The sequence below is a fragment of the Neobacillus sp. SAB-20_R2A genome (genome assembly GCF_049568635.1).
GTDB classification, from domain to species: Bacteria; Bacillota; Bacilli; order Bacillales; family Cytobacillaceae; genus Neobacillus; species Neobacillus citreus.
In genome coordinates this window covers 2,535,230-2,558,061 of the sequence record NZ_CP145895.1, presented here as the reverse complement: position 1 = coordinate 2,558,061, position 22,832 = coordinate 2,535,230, and the positions used below count along the sequence as shown (strand labels likewise).

21 protein-coding genes are annotated in these 22,832 nt (G+C 41.2%); 7 read left to right on the top strand and 14 right to left on the bottom strand.

Annotation, left to right across the window (positions count from 1 at the left end; genetic code table 11):
• Window positions 1-13: 13 nt before the first annotated feature.
• The 8 genes from V5M37_RS12505 to V5M37_RS12470 form a co-directional block, all read right to left on the bottom strand.
• Window positions 14-961 (bottom strand): transketolase family protein, encoded by a 948-nt coding sequence (locus tag V5M37_RS12505; protein WP_423802209.1) that lies wholly within the window; start codon window positions 959-961, stop codon window positions 14-16.
• Window positions 962-1,786 (bottom strand): transketolase, encoded by an 825-nt coding sequence (locus V5M37_RS12500; protein WP_423802208.1) that lies wholly within the window; start codon window positions 1,784-1,786, stop codon window positions 962-964. It abuts the gene before it with no gap.
• A 372-nt stretch (window positions 1,787-2,158) separates the two neighbouring features.
• Window positions 2,159-2,914, bottom strand: coding sequence for an IclR family transcriptional regulator (locus tag V5M37_RS12495; protein WP_213140218.1), 756 nt, complete (start codon window positions 2,912-2,914; stop codon window positions 2,159-2,161).
• A 150-nt stretch (window positions 2,915-3,064) separates the two neighbouring features.
• Window positions 3,065-4,321 (bottom strand): ArgE/DapE family deacylase, encoded by a 1,257-nt coding sequence (locus tag V5M37_RS12490; RefSeq protein WP_423802207.1) that lies wholly within the window; start codon window positions 4,319-4,321, stop codon window positions 3,065-3,067.
• Window positions 4,318-5,589: an allantoate amidohydrolase gene (locus tag V5M37_RS12485; RefSeq protein WP_423802206.1), complete on the bottom strand. Its 1,272-nt coding sequence runs from the start codon at window positions 5,587-5,589 to the stop codon at window positions 4,318-4,320. The genes V5M37_RS12490 and V5M37_RS12485 overlap by 4 nt, the downstream gene beginning before the upstream one ends.
• Window positions 5,590-5,862: 273 nt before the next feature.
• Window positions 5,863-6,375 carry an RNA polymerase sigma factor gene (locus tag V5M37_RS12480; protein WP_423802205.1) on the bottom strand — a complete coding sequence of 171 codons (513 nt, stop codon included), beginning with the start codon at window positions 6,373-6,375 and terminating at the stop codon, window positions 5,863-5,865.
• Window positions 6,376-6,412: 37 nt separating this feature from the next.
• The gene (locus V5M37_RS12475; protein WP_423802204.1) at window positions 6,413-8,641 is read right to left on the bottom strand and encodes a sensor histidine kinase; all 2,229 of its coding nucleotides are present in this window, start codon (window positions 8,639-8,641) and stop codon (window positions 6,413-6,415) included.
• Window positions 8,619-9,311 (bottom strand): response regulator transcription factor, encoded by a 693-nt coding sequence (locus V5M37_RS12470; protein WP_213140222.1) that lies wholly within the window; start codon window positions 9,309-9,311, stop codon window positions 8,619-8,621. Before V5M37_RS12470 ends, V5M37_RS12475 begins: the two co-directional genes overlap by 23 nt.
• 248 nt (window positions 9,312-9,559) lie before the next feature.
• Between V5M37_RS12470 and V5M37_RS12465 the strand changes: the two genes are divergently transcribed.
• Entirely contained in the window at window positions 9,560-10,156 is a 597-nt protein-coding gene (locus tag V5M37_RS12465; protein WP_423802203.1) for a hypothetical protein, read from the top strand.
• A 548-nt stretch (window positions 10,157-10,704) separates the two neighbouring features.
• On the opposite strand, the gene msrA is transcribed toward V5M37_RS12465, so the two are convergent.
• The 3 genes from msrA to V5M37_RS12450 form a co-directional block, all read right to left on the bottom strand.
• Complete coding sequence (gene msrA, locus V5M37_RS12460; RefSeq protein WP_423802202.1) at window positions 10,705-11,661, bottom strand: peptide-methionine (S)-S-oxide reductase MsrA; 957 nt, start codon at window positions 11,659-11,661, stop codon at window positions 10,705-10,707.
• Between the two features lie 248 nt (window positions 11,662-11,909).
• Complete coding sequence (locus V5M37_RS12455) at window positions 11,910-12,884, bottom strand: bile acid:sodium symporter family protein (protein WP_423802201.1); 975 nt, start codon at window positions 12,882-12,884, stop codon at window positions 11,910-11,912.
• Window positions 12,884-14,275, bottom strand: a complete 1,392-nt coding sequence (locus tag V5M37_RS12450; RefSeq protein ID WP_423802618.1) for an FAD-binding oxidoreductase — start codon at window positions 14,273-14,275, stop codon at window positions 12,884-12,886. The genes V5M37_RS12455 and V5M37_RS12450 overlap by 1 nt, the downstream gene beginning before the upstream one ends.
• A gap of 190 nt (window positions 14,276-14,465) precedes the next feature.
• On the opposite strand from V5M37_RS12450, the gene V5M37_RS12445 reads away from it, so the two are divergent.
• Window positions 14,466-15,194: a FadR/GntR family transcriptional regulator gene (locus V5M37_RS12445; RefSeq protein WP_423802200.1), complete on the top strand. Its 729-nt coding sequence runs from the start codon at window positions 14,466-14,468 to the stop codon at window positions 15,192-15,194.
• Between the two features lie 97 nt (window positions 15,195-15,291).
• On the opposite strand, the gene V5M37_RS12440 is transcribed toward V5M37_RS12445, so the two are convergent.
• Window positions 15,292-15,639 (bottom strand): YrdB family protein, encoded by a 348-nt coding sequence (locus tag V5M37_RS12440; protein WP_423802199.1) that lies wholly within the window; start codon window positions 15,637-15,639, stop codon window positions 15,292-15,294.
• A 254-nt stretch (window positions 15,640-15,893) separates the two neighbouring features.
• Between V5M37_RS12440 and V5M37_RS12435 the strand changes: the two genes are divergently transcribed.
• The 5 genes from V5M37_RS12435 to V5M37_RS12415 are packed head-to-tail and all read left to right on the top strand — an operon-like array spanning window position 15,894 to window position 19,964.
• Window positions 15,894-16,412 (top strand): cytochrome C oxidase subunit II, encoded by a 519-nt coding sequence (locus tag V5M37_RS12435; protein WP_423802198.1) that lies wholly within the window; start codon window positions 15,894-15,896, stop codon window positions 16,410-16,412.
• 21 nt (window positions 16,413-16,433) lie between these two features.
• On the top strand, window positions 16,434-17,918 hold the full coding sequence (locus tag V5M37_RS12430; RefSeq protein ID WP_423802617.1) for a cbb3-type cytochrome c oxidase subunit I: 1,485 nt from the start codon (window positions 16,434-16,436) through the stop codon (window positions 17,916-17,918).
• The gene (locus V5M37_RS12425) at window positions 17,911-18,522 is read left to right on the top strand and encodes an SCO family protein (protein WP_423802197.1); all 612 of its coding nucleotides are present in this window, start codon (window positions 17,911-17,913) and stop codon (window positions 18,520-18,522) included. Before V5M37_RS12430 ends, V5M37_RS12425 begins: the two co-directional genes overlap by 8 nt.
• A gap of 13 nt (window positions 18,523-18,535) precedes the next feature.
• Window positions 18,536-19,099: a hypothetical protein gene (locus V5M37_RS12420; protein ID WP_423802196.1), complete on the top strand. Its 564-nt coding sequence runs from the start codon at window positions 18,536-18,538 to the stop codon at window positions 19,097-19,099.
• Window positions 19,100-19,124: 25 nt separating this feature from the next.
• The gene (locus V5M37_RS12415; protein ID WP_423802195.1) at window positions 19,125-19,964 is read left to right on the top strand and encodes a formate/nitrite transporter family protein; all 840 of its coding nucleotides are present in this window, start codon (window positions 19,125-19,127) and stop codon (window positions 19,962-19,964) included.
• An 87-nt stretch (window positions 19,965-20,051) separates the two neighbouring features.
• Here the strand turns inward: V5M37_RS12415 and nirD are convergent, their stop codons facing one another.
• Window positions 20,052-20,378 (bottom strand): nitrite reductase small subunit NirD, encoded by a 327-nt coding sequence (gene nirD, locus V5M37_RS12410; RefSeq protein ID WP_423802194.1) that lies wholly within the window; start codon window positions 20,376-20,378, stop codon window positions 20,052-20,054.
• A 34-nt stretch (window positions 20,379-20,412) separates the two neighbouring features.
• Complete coding sequence (gene nirB, locus V5M37_RS12405) at window positions 20,413-22,827, bottom strand: nitrite reductase large subunit NirB (RefSeq protein WP_423802193.1); 2,415 nt, start codon at window positions 22,825-22,827, stop codon at window positions 20,413-20,415.
• Window positions 22,828-22,832: the final 5 nt, after the last annotated feature.

Genomic DNA, 22,832 nt, shown 5'->3' with positions numbered 1-22,832 from the left:
CCACCTCCTAGGTCTATTTGATTAATGCTGAATCGACCAGTTTTTCCGCAGTTGCAGTAATGCGCGCTGCTCTTAGTTCGAAGAAATCCAAAAGCTCATGCATTTTACCGGATACTCCGAAGCGGTCCTGTGTGCCAATCCGTTTTAATGGCACTGGGCAATGTTCGGAAAGGACCTCCGCCACAGCGCTTCCTAATCCGCCGATTATAGAATGCTCTTCTATTGTTACGACCCTCTTTGTCTTAGTAGCAGAGGTCGCAATCGCTTCAACATCTATTGGTTTAATCGTGTGGATGTGCAGGACATCTGCTTGTATCCCTTTTTTGCCAAGCGCTTCGGCTGCCTTAAAAGTTTCATCTAGCATGATTCCTGTACTGATTAAAGTAACATCGTTCCCGTCACGGTATTTTATTGCTTTTCCGATTTGGAAACGGTCTTCTTTTTTCGTTACAATTGGAACAGGCAGCTTCCCAACCCGTAAGTAAACCGGACCTTCATGGTAATATGCTGCTTCTACCGCCTTTTCCATTTCCAGGGAATCAGCTGGAACAATCACCGTCATTCTTGGTAAGGACCGCATAAGCGAAATATCTTCAAGCGGCAGGTGTGTCGCTCCTTCCTGTGCAGCCGATGTTCCAGCATTATGGCCGACAATTTTCACATTATTGTTCGAGTAACATACTGAAATCCGCATTTGGTCATAGGCACGGCCTGTTAAAAAGTTGGCGTAAGCATTGGCAAAGGGGATTTTCCCACCAATGGCCAATCCAGCTGCCGTCCCGACTAAGTCGCATTCAGATATCCCGACATTAAAGAATCGGTTTGGAAATTGATCCTTGAAAAAATTTGTCATATTGGATTTAGCACAGTCTGCATCAAGTACAACCAAATCTTCATGTTGATGTCCAAGTCTTATTAATGCTTCGCTAAAGCCTTCGCGTGGTGCTTTTTGTATTGCCATTTAAACCAACTCCTTTAGTGCCAATTCTAGTTCCTCATCATTTGGAGCCAACCCGTGCCACTTGTGGGTATTCTCCATAAATGAGATTCCTTTTCCCTTCACCGTGTGCGCCAGAATGGCCGTCGGCTTTCCTTTCACCGTCTTCGCCTGTTCGAACGCTGAATGGACGTCTTCAAGGTTATGACCGTCAATTTCGATCACATGCCAGCCGAATGCTTCCCACTTGGCTTTGAAATCCTTCATGCCTTTTATGTTTTCTACGTAATCATCCAGCTGGATTTTGTTCCAGTCGATAATCGCGCAAACATTATCCAAATTAAAGTGGGCTGTTGTCATTGCTGCTTCCCAAACTTGCCCTTCCTGTGACTCGCCATCACCAATCATCACGTAGGCTCTTCTTGGCTTGCCATCAAGTTTGGCAGCCATTGCTACTCCGTTCGCTAATGACAGCCCCTGCCCTAGTGAACCAGATGATGCATCGACCCCTGGGATATGCTCACCGCATGGGTGGCCATGAAGGCGGCCGTCCACATCTCGGAAGGTCATCAGTTCTTCAACTGGGAAGAACCCTTTTTCGGCCAAAACCGAATAATAAACTGGTGTGCAGTGCCCCTTGGATAAGAAGAATACATCCCTTTCCCCCCAATCAGGCTCATTTGGGTCGACATTCATATGTTCAAAAAATAAATCTGTTAATAATTCGGTTGCTGATAAAGATCCACCTGGATGTCCACTACCCGCATGATGGGTCATTTTGACGATATGACGGCGGATTGTTTTCGTTAATTCCTGTAAATATTCTTTACGGTTAGATTCAAGCTGCATTATTCCTTCCTCCTTTGTTGCTTATTATGAAACACAGTTTCTTTTAATGTGCAAAAAAATAATTATGCCATCTTTTTTGGGCCGCTCCTCCTGTTTGTTGCTTATTGAGAAACGCCGTTTCTGTTAATACTTAAAAAAAAGAGCAATTAATTATTTTAACACATCTCAACTTAATGTTGCTTATTATGAAACTGCGTTTCCAATATGTTTTATTTAAAGAAATCATAACATCGCTTTCAAATGTTTTCAATAGCCCTTTTATGAATTTTCTAATTATTCTTTCGACAAAAAAAGTCATGTTTCTCGCAAAACCATGTCTTGTCACGTTTATGTAAAAAGACATGCTCGCCTGGAGTCATGTCTTTTTTTCACTTATTCTCCTTTATACCCAAGGCGTCTTGAAATCGATGAACCGACTTCAATTAACTTGTCCTTTAGTTCATCCAGCCTAGCTTCCGTCATTCTCATGGAAGGACCGGAAATACTTACGGCACCAATCACATTTCCAAGATGATTAAAGATTGGCGCAGCCATACAAGTAACACCGGGTTCATTTTCTTCCCGCTCTACCCCATAGCCCTTTTTACGGATTTTTTCCAGAATATCCAATAATTCGTCTTGGTCCGTTATCGTGTTGTCTGTGTGTTTTGGCAGCCCTTTTTCCTCGATCATATCCATGACCTCTTCAGTCGGCAAATATGCCAATAAAACTTTCCCAGCACTGGTGCAATGCATAGGAACACGTCTGCCAACCTGCGAGTGCATTCGCAATGTTTCACTGCCCTCTAATTTTTCAATATAGACCGCTTCTTTTTGTGAATAAATGATTAAATGAATCACTTCATTTGATAGATCTACCAATTCTTGCAAAAATGGCTTTGCTTCTTTTCGGATATCAATGGAATCTAACAGCTTGGCGCTCAATTCCAAATATTTATAACCTAATTTATATTTCTTCGTATCTGGGTCCTGTTCAATGTAGCCGTGGGAGGCAAGGGTGGCTAAAATCCGAAATATAGAACTTTTATTTAATCCTAATTTTTCGGCCAGCTCCGTTACACCTAAACCGCCCTTCTGTGAACTGACATAGTTAACAATGGTTAAGGCTCTATCAATTGATTGTACCATGTTCCGACCCCTCTATCTTTGCTATTAATATTTATAAGGAGAATCAAATGCTGTACTTTTCATAGAATCTATTCTGTTCTCATTATATCACTATATTTTTAAACGAAGAAAGGATATTCTCAAATGAAGAATACCCTTTCAATATCCCTATTATTGTTGAGTTAATAAATCATATAAAGCTAATGTGACAATTTTGGTCGATTTTAACAGATCGTCCACTTTAATATGCTCGTCAGCACGATGTCCATTAGCCTCAAGGAGTGTACGCGGACCGGCTCCAAAGAGGACGACAGGAATGCCTGCTTCATAAAAATGACGGGCATCCGTATATAATGGCACTCCGTTCACCGGCAGTTCTCCACCCATAATTGTTGTCCAGTTAGTAGAAATTGATTGTACTAAAGGAGAATCAACTGGGACCGGCCCGAAAGCGCGCGCCAGCAGAATTTGGTTGATGTATGCCTCCACCCCTGCATAGCTTTCCAGTGCTTCAGCGATGACGTTACGAATTTCAAGCTCAGCAACCTGAGGATTTTCCTCTGGAATAAGCCGTCTGTCAATGCGGATGGTCGCCTCATCTGGTACCACGTTTGTATTAATGCCGCCAGAAATTAACCCTACTACGAGATTAGGAGAATCGATTCCAGGGACATTTGATTTAATTTTTGAAAAACCTTTTCTGTATTCGTATAATGCACTTAATACGCCGGTCATGGCTTCAAGGGCGTCGTGGCCATATTGCGGTTCAGCAGCATGGGCAGATTTCCCCTTCAATTTCACTTCCAGATGAAGACAGCCGTTATGGGCATTCACCAACGAATAAGTGAATCCTGGGCAAATTGCCATATCCGGGTTAATTAGTCCTTTATCAAGCAGCCATTTTGGCCCAATGTCACCGCCAGTTTCTTCATCGAAAGTGAACGCAAGAGAAATTTTGCCCTTTAGGTTAGTCTGCAGCTTTCTTAAAGCTAGAACAGCAAATGTATAGGAAGCAATGTCCGATTTTGACACAGCAACGCCACGGCCATACATTTTTCCATCGACCACGTTACCGCCGTACGGATCTTGGGTCCAGCCAAGTCCCGGTGGCACTACGTCACCATGAGAATTTAGGGTAATTTCAGGACCTTCGCCGCTTCCGAACGTGGAGTATGCGACCACATTGGATGCTCTAATCATTCCAACTGCCTTCACTTTTTCTTCTTCTACTTCATTAAGTGATACGTTTTCCAATCCAAAGCCATCAAGGCGCTTATAGATATGTTCAGCAATTGCTTGGCAATCTCCTGGGGGATTATCGGAAGGGATTGAAACAAGCTCTTGCAAAAACTTAATTAGTTCAGCCTGGTTTTCCTCAATATAATTGATTAATTGCTGCTTCTCTGCACTTAATGTGTTTGTTTTCAATTTACTTTCTCCTTTTCCATATTTGAATTTTTAACTGTTAATTGGATCACAGTATCCAGCAAGACTTTGGCACCCATTTCAATGTCTTTTACGGCTGCGAATTCAGCAGGGTTATGGCTGATTCCTTCTTTGCAGCGGACGAATATCATTCCTACCTTTGTAAGATCTGCCATCGCCATGGCGTCATGACCTGCTCCGCTTATTAAAGAAATGGTCCTCATCCCATTTGAGAGAATAGACGATTCAATGGCAGCGATAATGTTTGCGTCACATAGTGTAGGGTCGGTTTCCATTATTTTTTCAACCTGGAAAGAGAGATTGCGTTTCTGGCAGATGGTGTTCGCGGCATGAAGAATTTCGTCAATCACCCTTGATTTTCGGACTGCATCGGTATCACGAATATCAAGCGTTCCTGTCACTTCCCCTGGGATGACATTGCTTGCCCCCGGATTTACCTGAAGCTTTCCGACAGTTGCGACAATCGGCGCGTTTTCTTTAGCTAATTTTTCTATTGCTAAAATGATTTCTGCCGCTCCAGAAAGAGCATCCCTGCGAAGGTCGAGGGGCACGGTTCCCGCATGACCAGCAAAACCGGTAACTTTAAAAGAAAACCTGGAGGCACCGGCTATTCCAGTTACCACTCCACATGGAAGGCCTTCTTTTTCTAGTACAGGTCCTTGTTCAATATGAAGTTCTATGTAACCAAGAACATCATTTTCATGTCTTGCGGCTGATTTGTATTGATACGGTTCTAAGCCCAATTCCTCAAGAGAACTTGCCAGGGTGATACCTGTTTCATCTGTAAGCTCTAATGTTTGTGGAGAAAAGGTTCCGGCGATGGCTTTGCTTCCAAGGAAGGTGGAGTGAAATCTGACCCCCTCTTCATCGCTAAAGCCGATGACCTCGATTGGGTGGTCCAGCCGTGTGTCATTTTCATAAAGTACCTGAACAATTTCGATTCCGGCAATAACACCTAACATCCCGTCATATTTTCCACCGTTAATAACGGTATCAAGATGGGAACCAATCATTAACGCTGGTGCGTTTGGTTTTGCACCTTCGTAGCGGCCAATTATATTATTGACATTGTCGACACGAACCTTCATGCCGGCATCACTCATCCATTTTTTCACCAAATCTTGGCCTCTTTGAAACTCTTTTGTAAATGATAGTCTCGTTACCCCATTTTTTGTTTCAGAGATTTCAGCTAATTCCTCCAGCCTTTGTGATATTCTTTGGCCACAAATCTGTCCTTTTTTTATCTCCAAACAAATCACCCCTTGTCTGGTTAATTTTTGTTGCTTATTACAAAACCTCGTTTCATATTGTTCATGGCTTTATTTTATCATCACAAAATTAAAATAGCAAGATTTTTCAGATAACTAATTTTATATAAAAATTGTGCTTTAAATGTTAATATTATTATTCTATTTGATTCCATAATTTCCTTTTTGCTACAGAAACTTGGGGTTATTATACTGTTGAGAACTATCAAACTTTTAGGCAAAAAAAACACCGCCATCATCGACAGCGGCATTAATTTATGCAATTTTCGTTTCAAAAACCAATAGCTTAAGTTTTTTTCTGACCCGGTAGATCTTTGTTTTTACCGTATTAGGGTTCAATTGGAGTATATTTGCGATTTCCTCTTCTTTTAAACCTTTTGTGAACTTAAGCATCAGTAACTCCTGCTGCTCATATGGCAGTGTCCCAATTGCCTCATTGATCTCTTCAAAAAGCAAACCTGTCTCTACTTCCTGCTCTACATTCTGTTTTGTTTCTTTGCCCATCAGTTCCAGAAAATCGTGTTCAAAAGGGACAGCTTTTTTTCTTTTCTCTCGTCTGATAAAATCAATGGCAGTTCTGGCTGCAATCACCGCTAGCCAAGCTCCCATTTTCCCTTGCTCCTCAATCGTTCCCGCCTTATTCAACGCTTTAATGAACGTTTCTTGAACGACATCTTCGGCGTGAAACCGGTCCCTCGTAATGGAATAGCTAATCACAAACAACCGTTTATAATAAAGCGAATAAAGCTCTGTGAAATCAAGTTCCATCTCCCTTTCCCTTTCTAACGATATTTTTTTCCTGCGTTTAATCCGCAAGCCGCAAAGTAATAATCACCTTAAATAAATCGCCGTCTGCTTCAATATCCAATTTCCCATCATGCAGGTCGATAATTGATTTGACAATGGCAAGACCGAGTCCAGACCCGTCGGTATGGCGGGAGGTATCGCCGCGCTTGAAGCGTTCATACAACTCATCGACATTATCGCTCAGTTCATATTTGGAGACATTTTTAAACGTGATGAGGGCTTGGTGTTCCACAGTTTTAATAGATATATAGACACGAGTATTTTCATGCGAATATTTCAGGATATTGCCAATTAAATTATCAAAAACTCTCCACAGCTTCTGGCCGTCGACAAGGGCATAAATCGGCTGCCCTGCTTGGTTAACCCGGAATTGCAGGCTGGATGAACGAATCGTTTCATCATATTCTGCGAGGGCCTGCTGCAATAGCTGGTCGAGATCCACTTTTTCCTTTACCAACTCAACACTGCCGCTTGCCATTTTTGAAACCTCAAACAAGTCATCGATCAGCACCTTTAATCGCTTTGATTTTCGGTCAATTATTTCCAGGTATGCTGATTTTTCCTCCTCCGATACATCATTTCCCTTTAATAATTCCGTATAGGTAATGATGGAGGTCAGAGGCGTCCTAAGATCATGGCTGACGTTGGTAATAAGTTCCGTTTTTAATCGTTCACTCTTGGCCTGCTCGGACTGTGAGTGCTTCACCCCCTGCTTCAGGACGTTAATATTGCCTGCCAATGTAGCCAAAACGGATTTCCCGGTTACATCAAGGTCCTCCCCAAGTTTTCCAGCTGCCAGCTCATTTGTTTTTTGGACAATCCGATTAAAATAACCCACTTTTTTGACCAAATACATTCCAAGTGGAAACCCTGCGCCTGCTAACAGAAAAATATACAAGATAACAAATATAGGATTCATCGCCACCATCAACGCCGCCGCACCAATGAAAAACACCCCAGCAAGCAGAATGAACACCTGCGTTCCTGTGCTTTGATCAAGAAACGCTTCGACTAAGGCCGCACGGACGCTTTTGAAAACCTTTTTGCCGCCCTGCCATGTTTTTACCGATAAACTCTTCTTCCATTCTTCTTTCACATTGGTCCAACTTTTCAGATCCATCTGTAAAAATTTACGCTGCACATGGGTGATAGCCACAAAAATGGCTGTCCCAAGCAAGGCGAATACGATTTCGCTTGCTAATATATAAAGATTGTTATAGATATTATAAAAATTGTCATTGACTAGAAAGATAAATATTATGGACAATAGGGCGGTGATCAGAAATAGGCCCACTCTAATATCAATCGGAAGCTTATTATAGATAGGCCGCCAGCTTTCCACTTGCGCATTTACAGCCGTCATTTTTTTTGAAAAATAAAGGCTTAACAGCAAGCCAAAAATGCCTGCCAAGCAGTAACTCAGGATAATGAGCTGATTGCGTTTAAAATCCTTGTACTGCTCCATCAGAGGGGACGATGCAGAAAGGGTTTTGGGAATTCCGATTTGGCCTTCAAGTGTTTTTCTTGTGTTGACTCCTAACACATCGGCCAAGTCCTCAAATCCACCGGGACCATAGTGAATAAAGTAATCATTTGATATGCTAAAATCGGTTAAATAAAGCATATCTTTTTGTTTAAGCTGATTATCATTATTTTGATTGCTATAAACTTTTCCGGTTTCCGGGTCTTTAAAATAGTAGGTAAATTCTTTTTGGTATCTTAAAAAATCATACTTGAATTGGTCTCTTTTCTTAAAATACTCGTCAATTTTCGTTTCTTTTTCTTTGACCACCTTTGGCCTTACCCAGTCATCGCTGGCAAAATTGTTGCTGATGTCCTCTATTTTTGCATCTCTTTCCTTTATCAAGGCATTGGCTACCTCTTCATTTTTCGCTGCTTGAGCATCTTGAATGCGAGATTCATATTGTGCCCGGATGTTGGAATTTTGCTGTTCTAAACCACCATAGCGGAAGCGATGCTCATCTATATCGTCTTGCGTAACGGTGATCGCGGCTTTTGCCTCTTCAGGCGTAGTTTCGTTTAACTCAAACATGCTTAAATATCCTGCGAATTGATCAAGCTCGCTTTGAAATTCTGGTGTATGAAAAAAGTCTCTGTTCATGTACTGTGTTCCCGTTGTAAAAAAGGTTAAAACTCCACTTAGCGAAAATGTTAAGAGGGATGCCCAGAGATAAATTAGAACACTACTTTTCCATTTTGTAGCCAATGCCCCACACCACCTTTAAAAATCTTGGATTCTTCGGATCAATTTCAATTTTTTCACGGATTTTCCGGATGTGAACAGCCACTGTATTTTCCGCATTGTAGCCTGGTTCCTTCCACACCCGCTCATAAATTTCATCTATGGAAAAGACCCGGCCGGCATTGGTCATTAACAGTTCGACAATCTTATACTCTATCGGCGTCAGCTTGACCGGCTCCCCATGTACCGTCACTTCTTTTGCTTCTTGGTCTAGGGTAAGACCGTTTAAATCGATTACTTTTTTAATCCCGCCATATGTACCTAATGTGACATACCTGCGCAGCTGGGATTTCACGCGGGCGACAAGCTCCATCGGGTTGAACGGTTTTGTGACGTAATCGTCAGCCCCTACCTGAAGCCCCAGAATCTTATCTGTGTCCTCACTTTTCGCGCTTAAAATAATGATCGGGATATTTTGTTTTTCGCGGATTTTAAAGGTTGCGGAAATCCCATCAAGCCGAGGCATCATAACATCAAGGATAATCAGGTGAACGGTGTGTTCATTTAATATTTCGAGCGCCTCAATCCCATCCTTTGCCTTGAGGACGATGATCCCTTCATTTTTGAGGTAAATTTCGATGGCATCGCGAATTTCCTTTTCATCATCCACTACCAGCACAAAATAATTGTTCATATTCTCTCGCCTTCTTTCTTGCTTCAACATGTCTATATCGTAAACAGCAAATCTTAAATTCAAGTCAGGATAAATCTTAAGAATTTCTTAAGGTTTTATAAATTTGGCAGTTGAGGGAGAAAATTCAAATCTACCATTCTAAGGATACCAATGTTTTTATAAAGAATAAACCTTACTCTTGAAAAATGGTAATATTTTGAAGTATAAAAAGATAGAGGGTTTCTATTAATTTTTTTTGGGAGGTTTATATGGAAGGAATAAATTATTCTGATCAATATAGGTGTTGGGAAGGGCAGATTAATGTTAAACATTTTGATGGTGAGGTATTCTCCTTACGCATCTTTGTTGATAGCACAAATTCCCTTACAGAAGCGGATTATCATACCTTGACTTATGTAAAGGAGCATTTTGCGGAAATCTATGAAAATATATTACATACACTATTTGAGTGGCAGCAGTCGAATGGCATGACTTTCGAGGTTTTTGATGAGGAAAAATCAACATTTGATCGTATCCTATTTGATTCAAAGGAAGAGATCCACCCGCTCCTTGGTGAACCAATATTAGAGATTATCCCTGGCTATGAAAAAGAAAATTTGTCCTATTATTGCATAAGATTCGACCACTGCCTGCTTTCGATCGAGCATGGCTTCAATGCCTTGTGTCATAAGAATGACGTTATTGAAATTGAGGCCTGCGAAATTATTCCCCTTTTAGAGGCCCTCTCCTACTTTGAAAAAGACTACTCACGTTGGGAAAAGGATTTTTGGAAGGTAAAATTCAAATTTAATGCGGAACTATATAGTGAAAGAGATGCAGTTAGGGAGATGTGGTTGAAGAACTAACCATCTTTTTTGACTCGGACGTTATGACTACCCTCATAACGTCCGAAAACTTTATTCCACAAGCAATATCATATCCGGTCAGATTTCTTCAAAACTCCATGAACTACATAAAAAATGATCTGTACAATAAATACCAATGATGGAACCACGAGTTCCCATAGAAGATAATCCCATCTGAAAATTGTAAATCCTGTGAGGTCGTTTTTATAACTAATTATTGAATAGATATGGTAAAGGACATTTTGTGCAGCCATTAGCGAAAACCATATCCAAAATAGAAATCTATTAGAGCTTTTCTTTAGCAGCTTAAAAGAGACTATTAAGGAAAAGATAACAACAAAATAGATAACTACCATGAGTTCCCTATCCCCGCTATGTTTCGGGATAAAGACTGTTCCTGCAAGGACAAGCCAGACCAAATACTTCACCATAATGTCCGCCAAAAAAATCAGCCAATATTTCAGAGCTTATTCCTCCAATAATTTCCTATTATTAATATAAAAATACCACAGTCAGCTTGTACTGTGGCATTAAAATTGAAATTATACCTAATCAAACAATTTCCTAAACTCGCCGTATCCTTCCTCTACTAGCTTTTCCTTTGGAACAAACCGAAGGGCGGCGGAATTTATGCAATACCTTGCTCGGTCAGGGCCGGGTCCATCATCGAATATGTGTCCTAAGTGGGAATCCGAGGTTTTCGCGCGAACCTCAATTCGCCTTAACCCGTGGGACGTGTCAAACCTCTCTTCAAGCTCGATGCGCCGTAATGGCCTTGTAAAGCTAGGCCAGCCGCAGCCTGCATCATATTTATCTGTCGAGCTGAACAGTGGTTCTCCCGAAATGATATCAACATAGATTCCATCCTCTATATAATCCCAATACTCATTTTTAAATGGCGGTTCGGTTGCGTTATTCTTTGTTACTTCGTATTGAAGCGGCGTTAATACCAACCTAAGCTCCTCGTCACTTTTCCGCCTTTTCCAATTTTCACGTATGAATTTAGCCCGTCCTGAAGCTTCGAAATAATGATTATAGTGAAAAGGTATTTTCTTATAATAATTCTGGTGTTTATCCTCAGCCGGATAAAACGGACCTGCCGGCAGAATCTCGGTTACAATTGGCATCTGAAAACGCCCGCTCACTTCCAATTCAACCTTTGATGCTTCAGCCAATTCCCTTTGTTTATCATTATGATAAAAAATTGCCGTCTTGTAAGACTCCCCTCTGTCACTGAATTGCCCACCGGCATCAGTCGGGTCGATTTGCCGCCAAAAAATATGGAGCAATTTTTCATAGGGGAAGATTGACGGGTCAAACTGAATTTGAACTGCTTCATAGTGTCCGGCCGAATCCGAGCGTACATCATCATAAGTGGGATTTTCCTTGTGCCCGCCCGTGTAGCCAGATATGACCTCTTTAATCCCAGGCTGTTCATCAAACGGCGATACCATGCACCAAAAGCAGCCGCCCGCGAAGGTTGCCTTTTCAAGTTGTTGAGACATTTGGATTTCCCTCCTTGAGTTTATTACAATTATTAATTGTATCAAAAGGCCTAACAGTTTTTAAATTTGCCGTTTTTCACCAATATTTTCCGGATATGCAGAAATACTTTCCGAATTAAGGCTTTTACTTTCCAATTTGAAACATTTACTTCCCAAACTAACCACTTTACTTTCCACTTTTAACAAAATACTTTCCAACCGCTAAAAAAATAAAAAAAGACACCTAAACCAAAAGGTGCCTCCCTACATTAAATAGCCTTCTTTTCCTGTTCCTGACCGCTGCTCATTTGCCCCTGATTTGCTGGTCTCTTTGACCAATACGTAGCTAGAATTGGACCTGTAATATTGTGCCAAACGGCGCCGCAAACACTTGGGATAGCGGCTAATGGTCCAAAATGGGCAGTTGCCAGTGCCACACCCAATCCTGAGTTTTGCATACCGACTTCGATTGAAATTGCCCTGCGGGTCCCCTCATCAAGCTTCAAGACAAGACCAGTTAAATAGCCAAGAAGCAAACCAAATGCGTTGTGTATCATGACTGCAGCAAAGGTTAAAAATCCAGCGGATGCGATACTATCGGCACTTCCCGAAACAACCGCAGATACAATCAAGATAATCGCAACAACTGAAATCAACGGTAACACAGAGTTACATTTCTCTACCACTCCAGGTAGGAATTTCCGAATCACAATTCCTAAGATAATTGGAAAAATAATGACTTGAACGATTGACATAAACATCGCCATCGGATCAACAGGCATCCATTTACCGCCAAGCAACAAGAAAATTGCTGGCGTTGCGATTGGTGCCAAAAGTGTGGAAATGGATGTCATCGTAATCGATAGTGGAACATTCCCTTTTGCTAGGTAAACCATGACGTTTGATGCCGTTCCGCCTGGGACGGATCCTAGAAGAACAAGCCCAGCAGCCAATTCAGCAGGTAAATTCATAAAATAGGCAATCAAAAACGCGGTAACCGGCATGATAATAAATTGGGCACATACCCCGATAATAACCGGGATTGGTTTGGTGATAACAAGCTTAAAATCCACTGCTTTTAAGGTTAGACCCATACCGAACATGACTACGCCCAACAAAATCGTAATATAACCTTTGAACACTAAAAATGGAGCAGGTGCAATAAATGCAATAGTAGCAATTAAAATTACCCACACGGCAAAATATTTTCCAGCAATCGAACTAATAGATTCCACTATTTTCATCAGACTAACTCCCTCTTTACTTTGATTAGTTTATTTGGATTCAAGAGGTTTTCTGGGTCCAGTGCTAGTTTGATTCTTTCCATCACCTGCAGCGCTTGTCCGTGCTCCCGCTCCTGATATTTCTGCTTCCCTACTCCGACTCCATGCTCACCAGTACAAGTACCGCCTCGTTCAAGAGCATCAATCACGATGACTTCATTGAATTCTTCTGATTTTCTAATTTCTTCAGAGTTATTCATATCAATCATGATGAGCGCATGAAAATTGCCATCGCCGACATGCCCCACGATTCCTCCTGGCAAATCTAATTTATTTAAAGCCTCTCTCGCGTTATCAATGGCTGCTCCCAAATCTGAAATGGGTACACAAACATCTGTTGTCATCATTTTTTTACCAGGATAACCGTGAATAAAGGCATAGGCCAAATTATGACGGGCTTCCCATAGCTGGTTTAACGCAGCCTGATCGGTTTCGTACTCAATGCCTTCACAATGATAGTCGGAGACGATTTCCTTCATAAATTCCACGTCCTGTTTTAAGCCTGCCTCATTTCCGTGAAATTCCATAAACAATGTGGGCTGTTCCTTATAATTCGTATCGTTAAACAAGTTTACTTGTTTCATAGAGGGTTCGTCGACAAGCTCCACTCGTGCTACAGGAATTCCAGCCTGTAAAATGCTAACCACCGCCGAGACGGCATCCTGGACGGACGGAAATGATGCGCGCGCTGCCATCACATATTCCGGAATACCGTATACACGCAACGTTAACTCAGTGAAGCAGCCGAGCGTTCCTTCAGAACCGACAAACAATCCGTTTAAATGCAGGCCGGATGAAGATTTTTCCGCTAAATTACCCGTATGTATCACCGTGCCGTCTGCAAGAACAACCTCTAAATCACGGACTTGGTCGCGCATTACTCCATATCTGACTGCTGTCGTTCCGCTGGCATTCGTTGCTGCCATACCCCCTAAAGTTGCATCCGCTCCCGGGTCAACGGAGAAAAACAGCCCATATTTTTTGAGTTCTTTATTTAATTGGGTGCGCGTAACTCCCGGCTGTACTCTCACGAGGAAATCATTTTCCCTTACTTCTAAAACCTTATTCATAAGAGAAAAATCTATCGTAATTCCGTGATCATATGGAATGACGTGACCTTCTAAGCTGGTTCCTCTTCCAAATGGCACGACCGGTACTTTGTATTGACTAGCCAGTTTCATTATCTTGATTACTTCTTCTGTCGAAGCAGGAAAAACAACTACATCCGGCATACTTGGGGTATGATACGATTCATCCTTGCCATGCTGCTCTCTAATCGTTTCATTGATGGATACTTGTTCAGCTGGTAACACACTTTTCAGCGAAGCTACCAATTCTTCATTTGTTAACATTACTTTCACCTGATTCCTCTAAAATTCCAAACAATAGGTCATACCAATTTTCAATCACTTGAAATTGGTCCAACCTTTAATTTATTATAGTGAATAGTCTGAAAAAATCAACCATTTTGAATTATAAAATTGTAACTGTTGAAAAAATTTTTGTATGATAATATTATGATGGTTGGTGAAATTGAGAGGAATGAAAAAAGACATGCAGCTGCCAAGGAAAAAAGCATATGAAGTGGTCATTGATCAAATAAAAGAATCTTTTTTAAATGGAAAACTTCCTCCAGGAGAAAAGCTGCCAACGGAGAGAGAACTCGCGAGTCTTTTTAATATCAGCCGGACATCGGTAAGAGAGGCATTGCGGAAGCTGGAGATTGAGGGCTTTATTGAAATTAGACAAGGCAGTGGGACCTTCTTAAAAGCAGACCCTATACCAGATACAAAGAGTGATTTTTCCTTCTCTATCGTAAATAATAAAAAAAAATTAATATTTGAAATGCTTGAGCTACGCCGCGTTTTGGAGGTAGAATGTGCCTTTTTGGCATCACAAAGAGCCACAACCGATGACCTGGAGCAAATCCTTGATTCACTGGAATTAATGAGAAATTCCAATGATGATGTGGAACTTGGGCTTCAAGCAGATGTCAATTTCCATAAGAATATTGTCCGCGCTTCCCATAATTCTATTTTTTTACAGTTGATTCAGTCCCTTAGCGAACGGATGGAAGATACGATTCGGGCTACACGAAAACTGCGTTTGACTGATTCCGAAAGTGTAGAAGATACGTTTGATGAACATAAACAAATTTATATAGCCATCGCCACAGGAGATTCCCTTCTTGCCAAACAGCTTATGGAAAAACATATTTCTCAGATACGAAAAGAGATGACTGAATTTTTCTTGGAGCAGAACCTTAAATAAACCTTCCAATCCACATGATTGGAAGGTTTATTTATTACTCATTATAAATTAGCCTTATCATTTCCATTTTAAAAAAGAAGGATATACCTCTCCCCCATTATTGTTTCCATACAATCATTAAAATTTTATTTATAACCACAACAATCCCTAGGAACCAAGCAATCTCATCTTTTCCAAGCAGAGCAAGCAATAAGACCGGCAGGCCAAACACAATGATTTCCAAGATAAAATGAAAAGGTTCAGATAATTTTATCGGGGCTTTTGGGGATCCCATCAATCCCCATATAACAGCCATAACTAAAGGACCTCCAACCGTGAGAATCCATTGAACAACACGACTGTCTCCTGTGTTATACCCCCAATAGCCCACTGCGAAAAGAGAACAAAGTTCTAATAAAAATCGCAATGCAACATTAAATAACTGCAGACCGGCAAGCATGCTCATTTACAAAATCCCCCGTTCCTTTGGTTTTTTCACTTACTCAAACCACAAAACTATTATTATTAATATTTTAACTAATTTAATTAGTTTTAACAAGAGATTTCCATCCAACAAAAAGTAAAAATATTTAGAAAAATGTGATATTTTTAACGGTAATTTTAAATTTTGTTTTGTATGATTTTCTCAGACTCCTGCTTTTTCTCCATCTCTGCCTTAGTGTAAAGGAAAGCATTGATTTAAATAAGGGGGATTGGTTTATGTATCAACAAGCATCCTGGGTCATTACGCTGCTTACTAGTGCTTTTGTGATGGTTATTTTCCTCTTCGTTCTACTCAATTCCGGCAATAAAAAAGACTACTCAGGCATTCAGAAAAAAGGCTACTTTATTCGCAACATTTGGTTCCTAATTTTATTCTCAACATTTCTACTCGCAAGCTACGTTACCTTAAAAAACTTACCCTTTGAAAGGGCAGCAGCGAACGGAACTCCTCTCGATGTTGATGTTACGGCCGTGCAATTTAGCTTCGAAGTCTCACAGGATAAATTTAAGGTTGGTGACTATATCGCCTTTCACGTCACAAGTAAAGATGTTAATCACGGTTTTGGTTTATATGACAATGCGATGAACATTGTCGCCCAAACGCAGGCGATGCCTGAATACACCAATACTATTTATTATCAATTTACGGAACCCGGCACATATAGCATTTTATGCCTGGAATATTGTGGGTTGGCCCATCACATTATGAAACGTGAAATCACCGTTACTGAATAAATTTGGGAGGTTGAACAAATGATGCATTCATTGCGTGCTGATATCGATCCAAAGACAAAAAGAATCGTTGTTTTTCCGCTAGCCTTAAGCGGAGCATTGGTCCTGCTTATGATGATCGTTGGCGTTCTCATGCTCCTCAGCCAAGGAAAGTTACTTGTCTTGGATACCAGGTTGTTTTATAAGATTATGACCCTTCATGGAACCGGAATGATCGGAGCAGCCGCACTCGCTGTTTCCTCCATCATGTGGTATTTCTTAAGCCAATATGTCCGTTTAAAGAGGGCTGTTTTTCAGCTCTACCTTATTCTTTTCCTAGTTGGCGTTGCCATGGTGTTAGTTAGTATTTTCTCTTTTGATTTTGCTGGTGCTTGGACATTTTTGTATCCCCTCCCTGCCATTTCAGGGGGCATGTGGGGAAAAACTGGTGCTGCTCTTTATTTAGGCGGTATGTTAGTGATTGGAACAGCGTTTTTGATTTTTTTCTTAGAAGCCGCCCGTGCGATCATCAAAGTATACGGAAGTTTAGCTGCATCACTTGGTTGGCCGCAAATACTTGGGAGAAAAGATGGCTTTGGCCCACCCCCAACCATTGTTGCCAGCACCATGGTATGTATAGTTGACATCATTGCTCTCATTACCGGGGCTTCCGTCCTGGTCATGAGCCTCATAAACCTCGCCATGCCAAGCTTTAAGATCGACCCTCTTCTTGCCAAAAACTTAACCTATTCATTCGGTCATATTTTTGCCAACTCCACCATTTACATGGGGGTAATTGTGGTCTATGAATTACTGCCAAGATACACTGGAAGGCCATGGAAATCCAATAAAATATTTTTAATTGCTTGGAATTTTTCAACATTATTTACAATTCTAGTTTACCCGCATCATCTTTTGATGGACACCGTCATGCCAAAATGGATGTTGATCATGGGGCAAGCTCTATCATATTTGAATGGTATACCAGCCTTAGCCGTTACAGCTGTTGGAACATTAATGATCATTTACCGCTCCGGAATTAAATGGGACGTGGCAGCAAGCTTCCTCTTCCTTTCCATTTTCGGCTGGGTAATTGGCGTTTTCCCGGCGATCATCGATGCTACGATTGTAATCAACCACGTGATGCACAATACAAAATGGGTGCCAGGGCATTTCCATATGTACATGGGAATCGGAGCATGCTCGATGATTCTTGGATTCATGTACTACCTCACAAAAGTGGAAGGCGGACGAGTTGATCGCAAATTCGACTTTTTAACATTATGGCTTTTTGTTTTGACCCTGCTAGGTTTGACAGGTTCCTTCTTATTTTCTGGAAAAACCAGCGCTCCAAGAAGATGGGCTGAGCATTTACCGGAATGGATTCCTGCCGATGTGGTAGCTGCCCTCTTCGGGATAGCTGTTACGCTAACGTTCCTTTTATTCGTTGTCCGGTTCCTTAACTATTCCAGTAAGATTGGTTCGAAGGTTACCAATACAGATGATTTTGGAACACCGACAGATGGGTAAAAAAAGTATTTTGATGTTGGTGGGGATTACAATCCTTGGCATTAGCTTTTTATTTTATACAACCGATCATTTTCAAGCCTTCACCGCTGAACAGGCACGTAGAATTGATGTGTTAAATAATCGCCCCCAAATTCCGAATGTCACACTTGAGGATAGCACGGGAAAAACATTTACCTTTTCTGCATTAAAAGGAAAATACGTTTTAGCCACTTTTATTTATGCTTCATGTGGAGAAGTATGTCCGTTAGTTGAAATCAACTTTAATAAAATTTATTCAAGCCTTCCTCCTGACATTTTGGGTGAAAAATTGCAGTTATTAAGTATTAGTTTCGACCTCGCACGGGATACTCCGATGATACTGGAACACCACCGTGAAATGTACGAAGCGGATGGTGCCGACTGGAAAATGGTCCGTGTTCCTGACCAAAAGGAACTGGATTTCTTATTAAAGAAGGCGGGTGTCATTGTCATCCCGATTAAGAATGGTTTTGAGCACAATGCAGCATTTTACCTATTCAATCCTGAAGGCCGATTAATACGTATCTTTAATTACGATCCTGCTGAAAAAGTCGTAGAAGAACTTAAGCAAGAGATTTCATTTTAAAGGGGGAACGAAGATGAACTGGAAAATCTCCCTTAGTATTATATTAATAATAATATTATGTAAACCGTCGGTGAGAACGGGACTTGAGGATTCCATGATTGGCCAAATGCTTATCCAGATTCCATTGTTAGCCATTTCCGGCTATTTATTTGGTAGCGGGATTAGGAAACGTATCGATAAAATAGTTTCCAACTTTAATAGTTATGGGTCTCTCGGTCTGCTCCTTGTTGTTTTCACGAGTACCTATTGGATATTACCAAGAGCTCTTGATGCAGCGCTTAACAGTGCCTTTTATGAAACGATGAAATTCCTTACCGTTCCTTTGCTCATCGGCCTTCCCCTCGCTTTAAGCTGGGGGAAGCTTCCTTCCATTGTTAAAGGGTTTGTCTGGGCAAATCTCATTTCCATGCAATTCGTCATGGGCTGGCTTTACGCCGAAGCTCCAATCCGCCTGTGCAATAATTATTTAACTGGGCAGCAAGTCCAACTAGGAAAAACTCTAATGGCACTCTCCCTATTATTGCTATTTTTATTTTTTTGCAAAGCGTTTTTCTTTGGATTAAAAAGTAAGAATTAATCTCCGGAAGATGGAGGGATCAAGCTTGGACTATATTAAACCTCCCCAGCTAATTGAGGATGTTGCTAATACAGGCGCCTATAAATCCACGTTATCGATAAAAGATCTGTTAATTAAGGGAATATTGTCGGGGGCCTTTTTGGGATTTGCCACTACACTTGCATTTACGGCTGCAATTGATACTAAGCTAAGTATTGTCGGTGCTTTTGTTTTTCCAGCAGGCTTTGTGTTTATCTTGTTATTGGGGCTGGAATTGGTAACCGGCAATTTCGCGATGCTGCCCCTTGCTAAAATCAGAGGGCTAACCTCTACTTGGAACGTTATTTATAACTTCTTCTGGGCTTTTCTTGGAAATCTCTTAGGAAGCATTTTGTATGGCGTATTATTTTATATCGCCGCCACCAAGCTTGGTCATTTAACGGACGGACCGATGATTGAAAAGATTATCACCGTTGCCGAAGGAAAAACCCTAGCCTATAAAAGTATGGGCGGAGAAGGTATCATCCTATCGGTAACTAAAGCGGTTCTTTGTAATTGGATGGTAACGCTCGGAGCCTTTATGGCCTTTGTATCGAGTTCTACTATTGGAAAAATTGCCGCCATGTGGCTTCCGGTCTTTCTCTTTTTTGCCCACGGCTTTGAGCATGCTGTCGTAAACATGTTCCTTATTCCAACAGCCATGTTAATGGGCGCGCATATTTCGTTTGGGGACTGGTGGCTTTGGAATCAAATTCCTGTCACAATCGGAAACTTTATTGGCGGCTTTGTCTTTACTGGATTAGCGCTTCATTTGGTATATAAAAAAAGGAAAAAGGATTCAATAAGCCAAACTGCATCCGCGGAAGGATTAGAAACGAGAGGTTAATAATTATAAAGGAAGATTTTTGCTTGTTTCGTTCGGACACTTTAAAGAGAGCTCCACCATATTTTGATGGGGCCCTCTACCTCTCAATTATCTTTCATCAATAAGAAGAAATACATCTTCCCCTTCTATTATTGCTTGATAGCTTTTCACACATCCAATATCGGGCTTTTGAACTTTACCATCTTGCAAACAAATTTTCCAATCATGCATCGGACAAAAGACAAACTCACCGCTTACGATTCCTTGACTTAATACTCCGCCGCGGTGAGGACACCGATTTTCAACTGCCCGAAAAATCCCGTTTGATAATTTGAAAACCGCCACTTCTTTATCCCCTATTTGAACCGTTTTACCTAAGCGCTCCGGGAATTCATGAACATAGCCAAGCGGAATTTTTGATATGCTTTTATTCACAGGAATTATTCCCCCCTCCACCTATTTATCATTCTTACGACATGACCATGCTTTCAAACAGCTCTTTTCGCACTTTTTGATCCTCAGTAATTTCTTTCCAAGGGTCCCTAATGACTGATAGAGCCTTTTCCATTCTGGCATTTAATGCTGCACGTTTTTCCTGATCATCTAACACAGCGCGGACATGCTCCAAACCAACACGCTCAATCCAGGCCGATGTTCGTTCTAAATAGTTGGCTGTTTCCCGATAATATTGCAGGTAGGCGCCCGTAATCCCCATAACTTCTTCTTCCGTTTTTACTTTGTATAATATGTCTCCCCCGCGAATGTGGGTTCCCCCATTTCCGCCGACATAAATTTCCCAGCCGCCATCTATTCCGATAAAACCAATATCTTTGAATCCCGACTCAGCGCAGCTTCTAGGACAGGCGGATACGGCCATTTTTACTTTATGAGGAGTTTGCAGCCCTTCAAATCTCTTTTCCAGCATGGTTCCCAGACTGATTGAATCCTGGGTGCCGAATCGGCAAAACTGATCTCCGACACAGGTTTTTACCGTCCGAAGCGATTTTCCGTAAGCAAACCCGGACGGCATGTCCAAATCCTTCCATACTTTTGGCAGGTCTTCTTTTTTGACCCCAAGCAAGTCAATTCTCTGTCCCCCTGTTAATTTGACTAATGGAATATCATATTTATCAACCACGTCTGCAATCCGCCTTAGGTCATGTGAATTTGTCACACCTCCATACATCCGTGGAACGACTGAATATGTTCCATCTTTTTGAATATTCGCATGCATACGCTCATTCACAAAACGCGATTGTTTTTCATCTTCATAACCGGTTGGATTAACCATTCCCAAATAGTAATTTAGAGCTGGGCGGCATTTCGAGCAGCCTTCTTCCGTGCTCCAACCCAGGACAAACATAACTTCTTTTATGTGGGTCAACCCTTTTGTTTTAATTTCTTCAATCACTTCATCTCTTGATAGTGATGTACAGCTGCAAATCGGTTCTTTTTGCAAAGAGACATCAGCCTCGGATCCTAAAGTAATCTGTAAAATCTCTGCTACAAGTGGTTTGCAGCCTCCGCAGGAACGGGATGCACTCGTACATTCCTTAATATCATTGACGGTCGAACAGCCTTTTTCCTGAATCGCTTCGATGATAGTACCTTTTGACACGCCATTGCAGCCGCAAATAATTTCTTCATTGCTCATGGCAGCAGTCAGACTGTCTCCGGAATCCTCACCATTTTGGTTTAAAATGGCCACTTTTGTTAAATTGGAAATGTCTGTTTTCTTTTGAATCATGGAAACTAAACGGTTTCCTTCGCTGCTGTTACCAAATAGAACAGCACCGACAATTTGATCACCGGATAAGACGATTTTCTTGTAAATGTTATTTTGTTCATCAAAGACTTTGATGGCTTTTTTGTCTTTCTCCTCATAAAAGTCACCGGCTGAAAAAACTTCAACACCCGAAACCTTCAACTGGGTAAATAAAATAGAGCCTTTATAAGGTTCCGTTCTTACCTTGGAGATTTGTTTGGCTAAAATTTTTCCTTGTTCGTACAAAGGTGCCACTAAACCATAAGCAATTCCATTGTGCTCTGCACACTCACCAACCGCATAAATATGAGGGATATTCGTTTCCATATAGTCATTGACAACAATGCCGCGATTGACAAGGAGTCCGCTTTCTCTTGCCAGGTCAACATTTGGTCTGATTCCGGCTGCCATCACCACTAAGTCCGCTTCAAGTTCTGTCCCATCACTGAACCTTAATCCTTTTACCCGTTCTTCTCCCAAGATTTCCTGTGTTGGTTTTTCTAATAAAAAGTTCACGCCTTGTTTTTCTAATTCTGTTTGCAGCAGTTTCCCGGCGGTTGGGTCTAATTGGCGTTCCATCAAATAGGGGGCAAGATGGATGACCGTAACATCCATTCCTAAGTTTAGTAGTCCCCTTGCCGCTTCAAGCCCCAGCAGGCCTCCTCCAATTACTGCTGCCTTTTTAAATTGTTTGGATGTTTCAAGCATGACTTCTGTGTCTTTAATATCACGAAAAGCAGTTACCCCATCTAAATCCTTTCCCGGTATTGGAAGGATGAAGGGCAGAGAACCCGTTGCCAAAATTAATTCATCATAAGGTTCTATCCTGCCTTTATCTGTAATGACTGCATTCCTGCTGCAATCAATTTTGATGACTGTTTCACCCGTATATAACTGAATATTGTTAGTACGATACCATGCCCAGTCATTTAAAGTTATATCTTGAACACTTGTATCACCCTGCAGAACCTTCGAGAGCAAAATTCTATTATAATTCGGATGCGGCTCGCTTCCGAAAATAGTAATCTCAAACAATTCTTTTGAAATACTCAGGATTTCTTCAATGGTTCTTACACCAGCCATTCCATTCCCAACTAGAACTAGCTTTTTTTTCTCCACCTGGC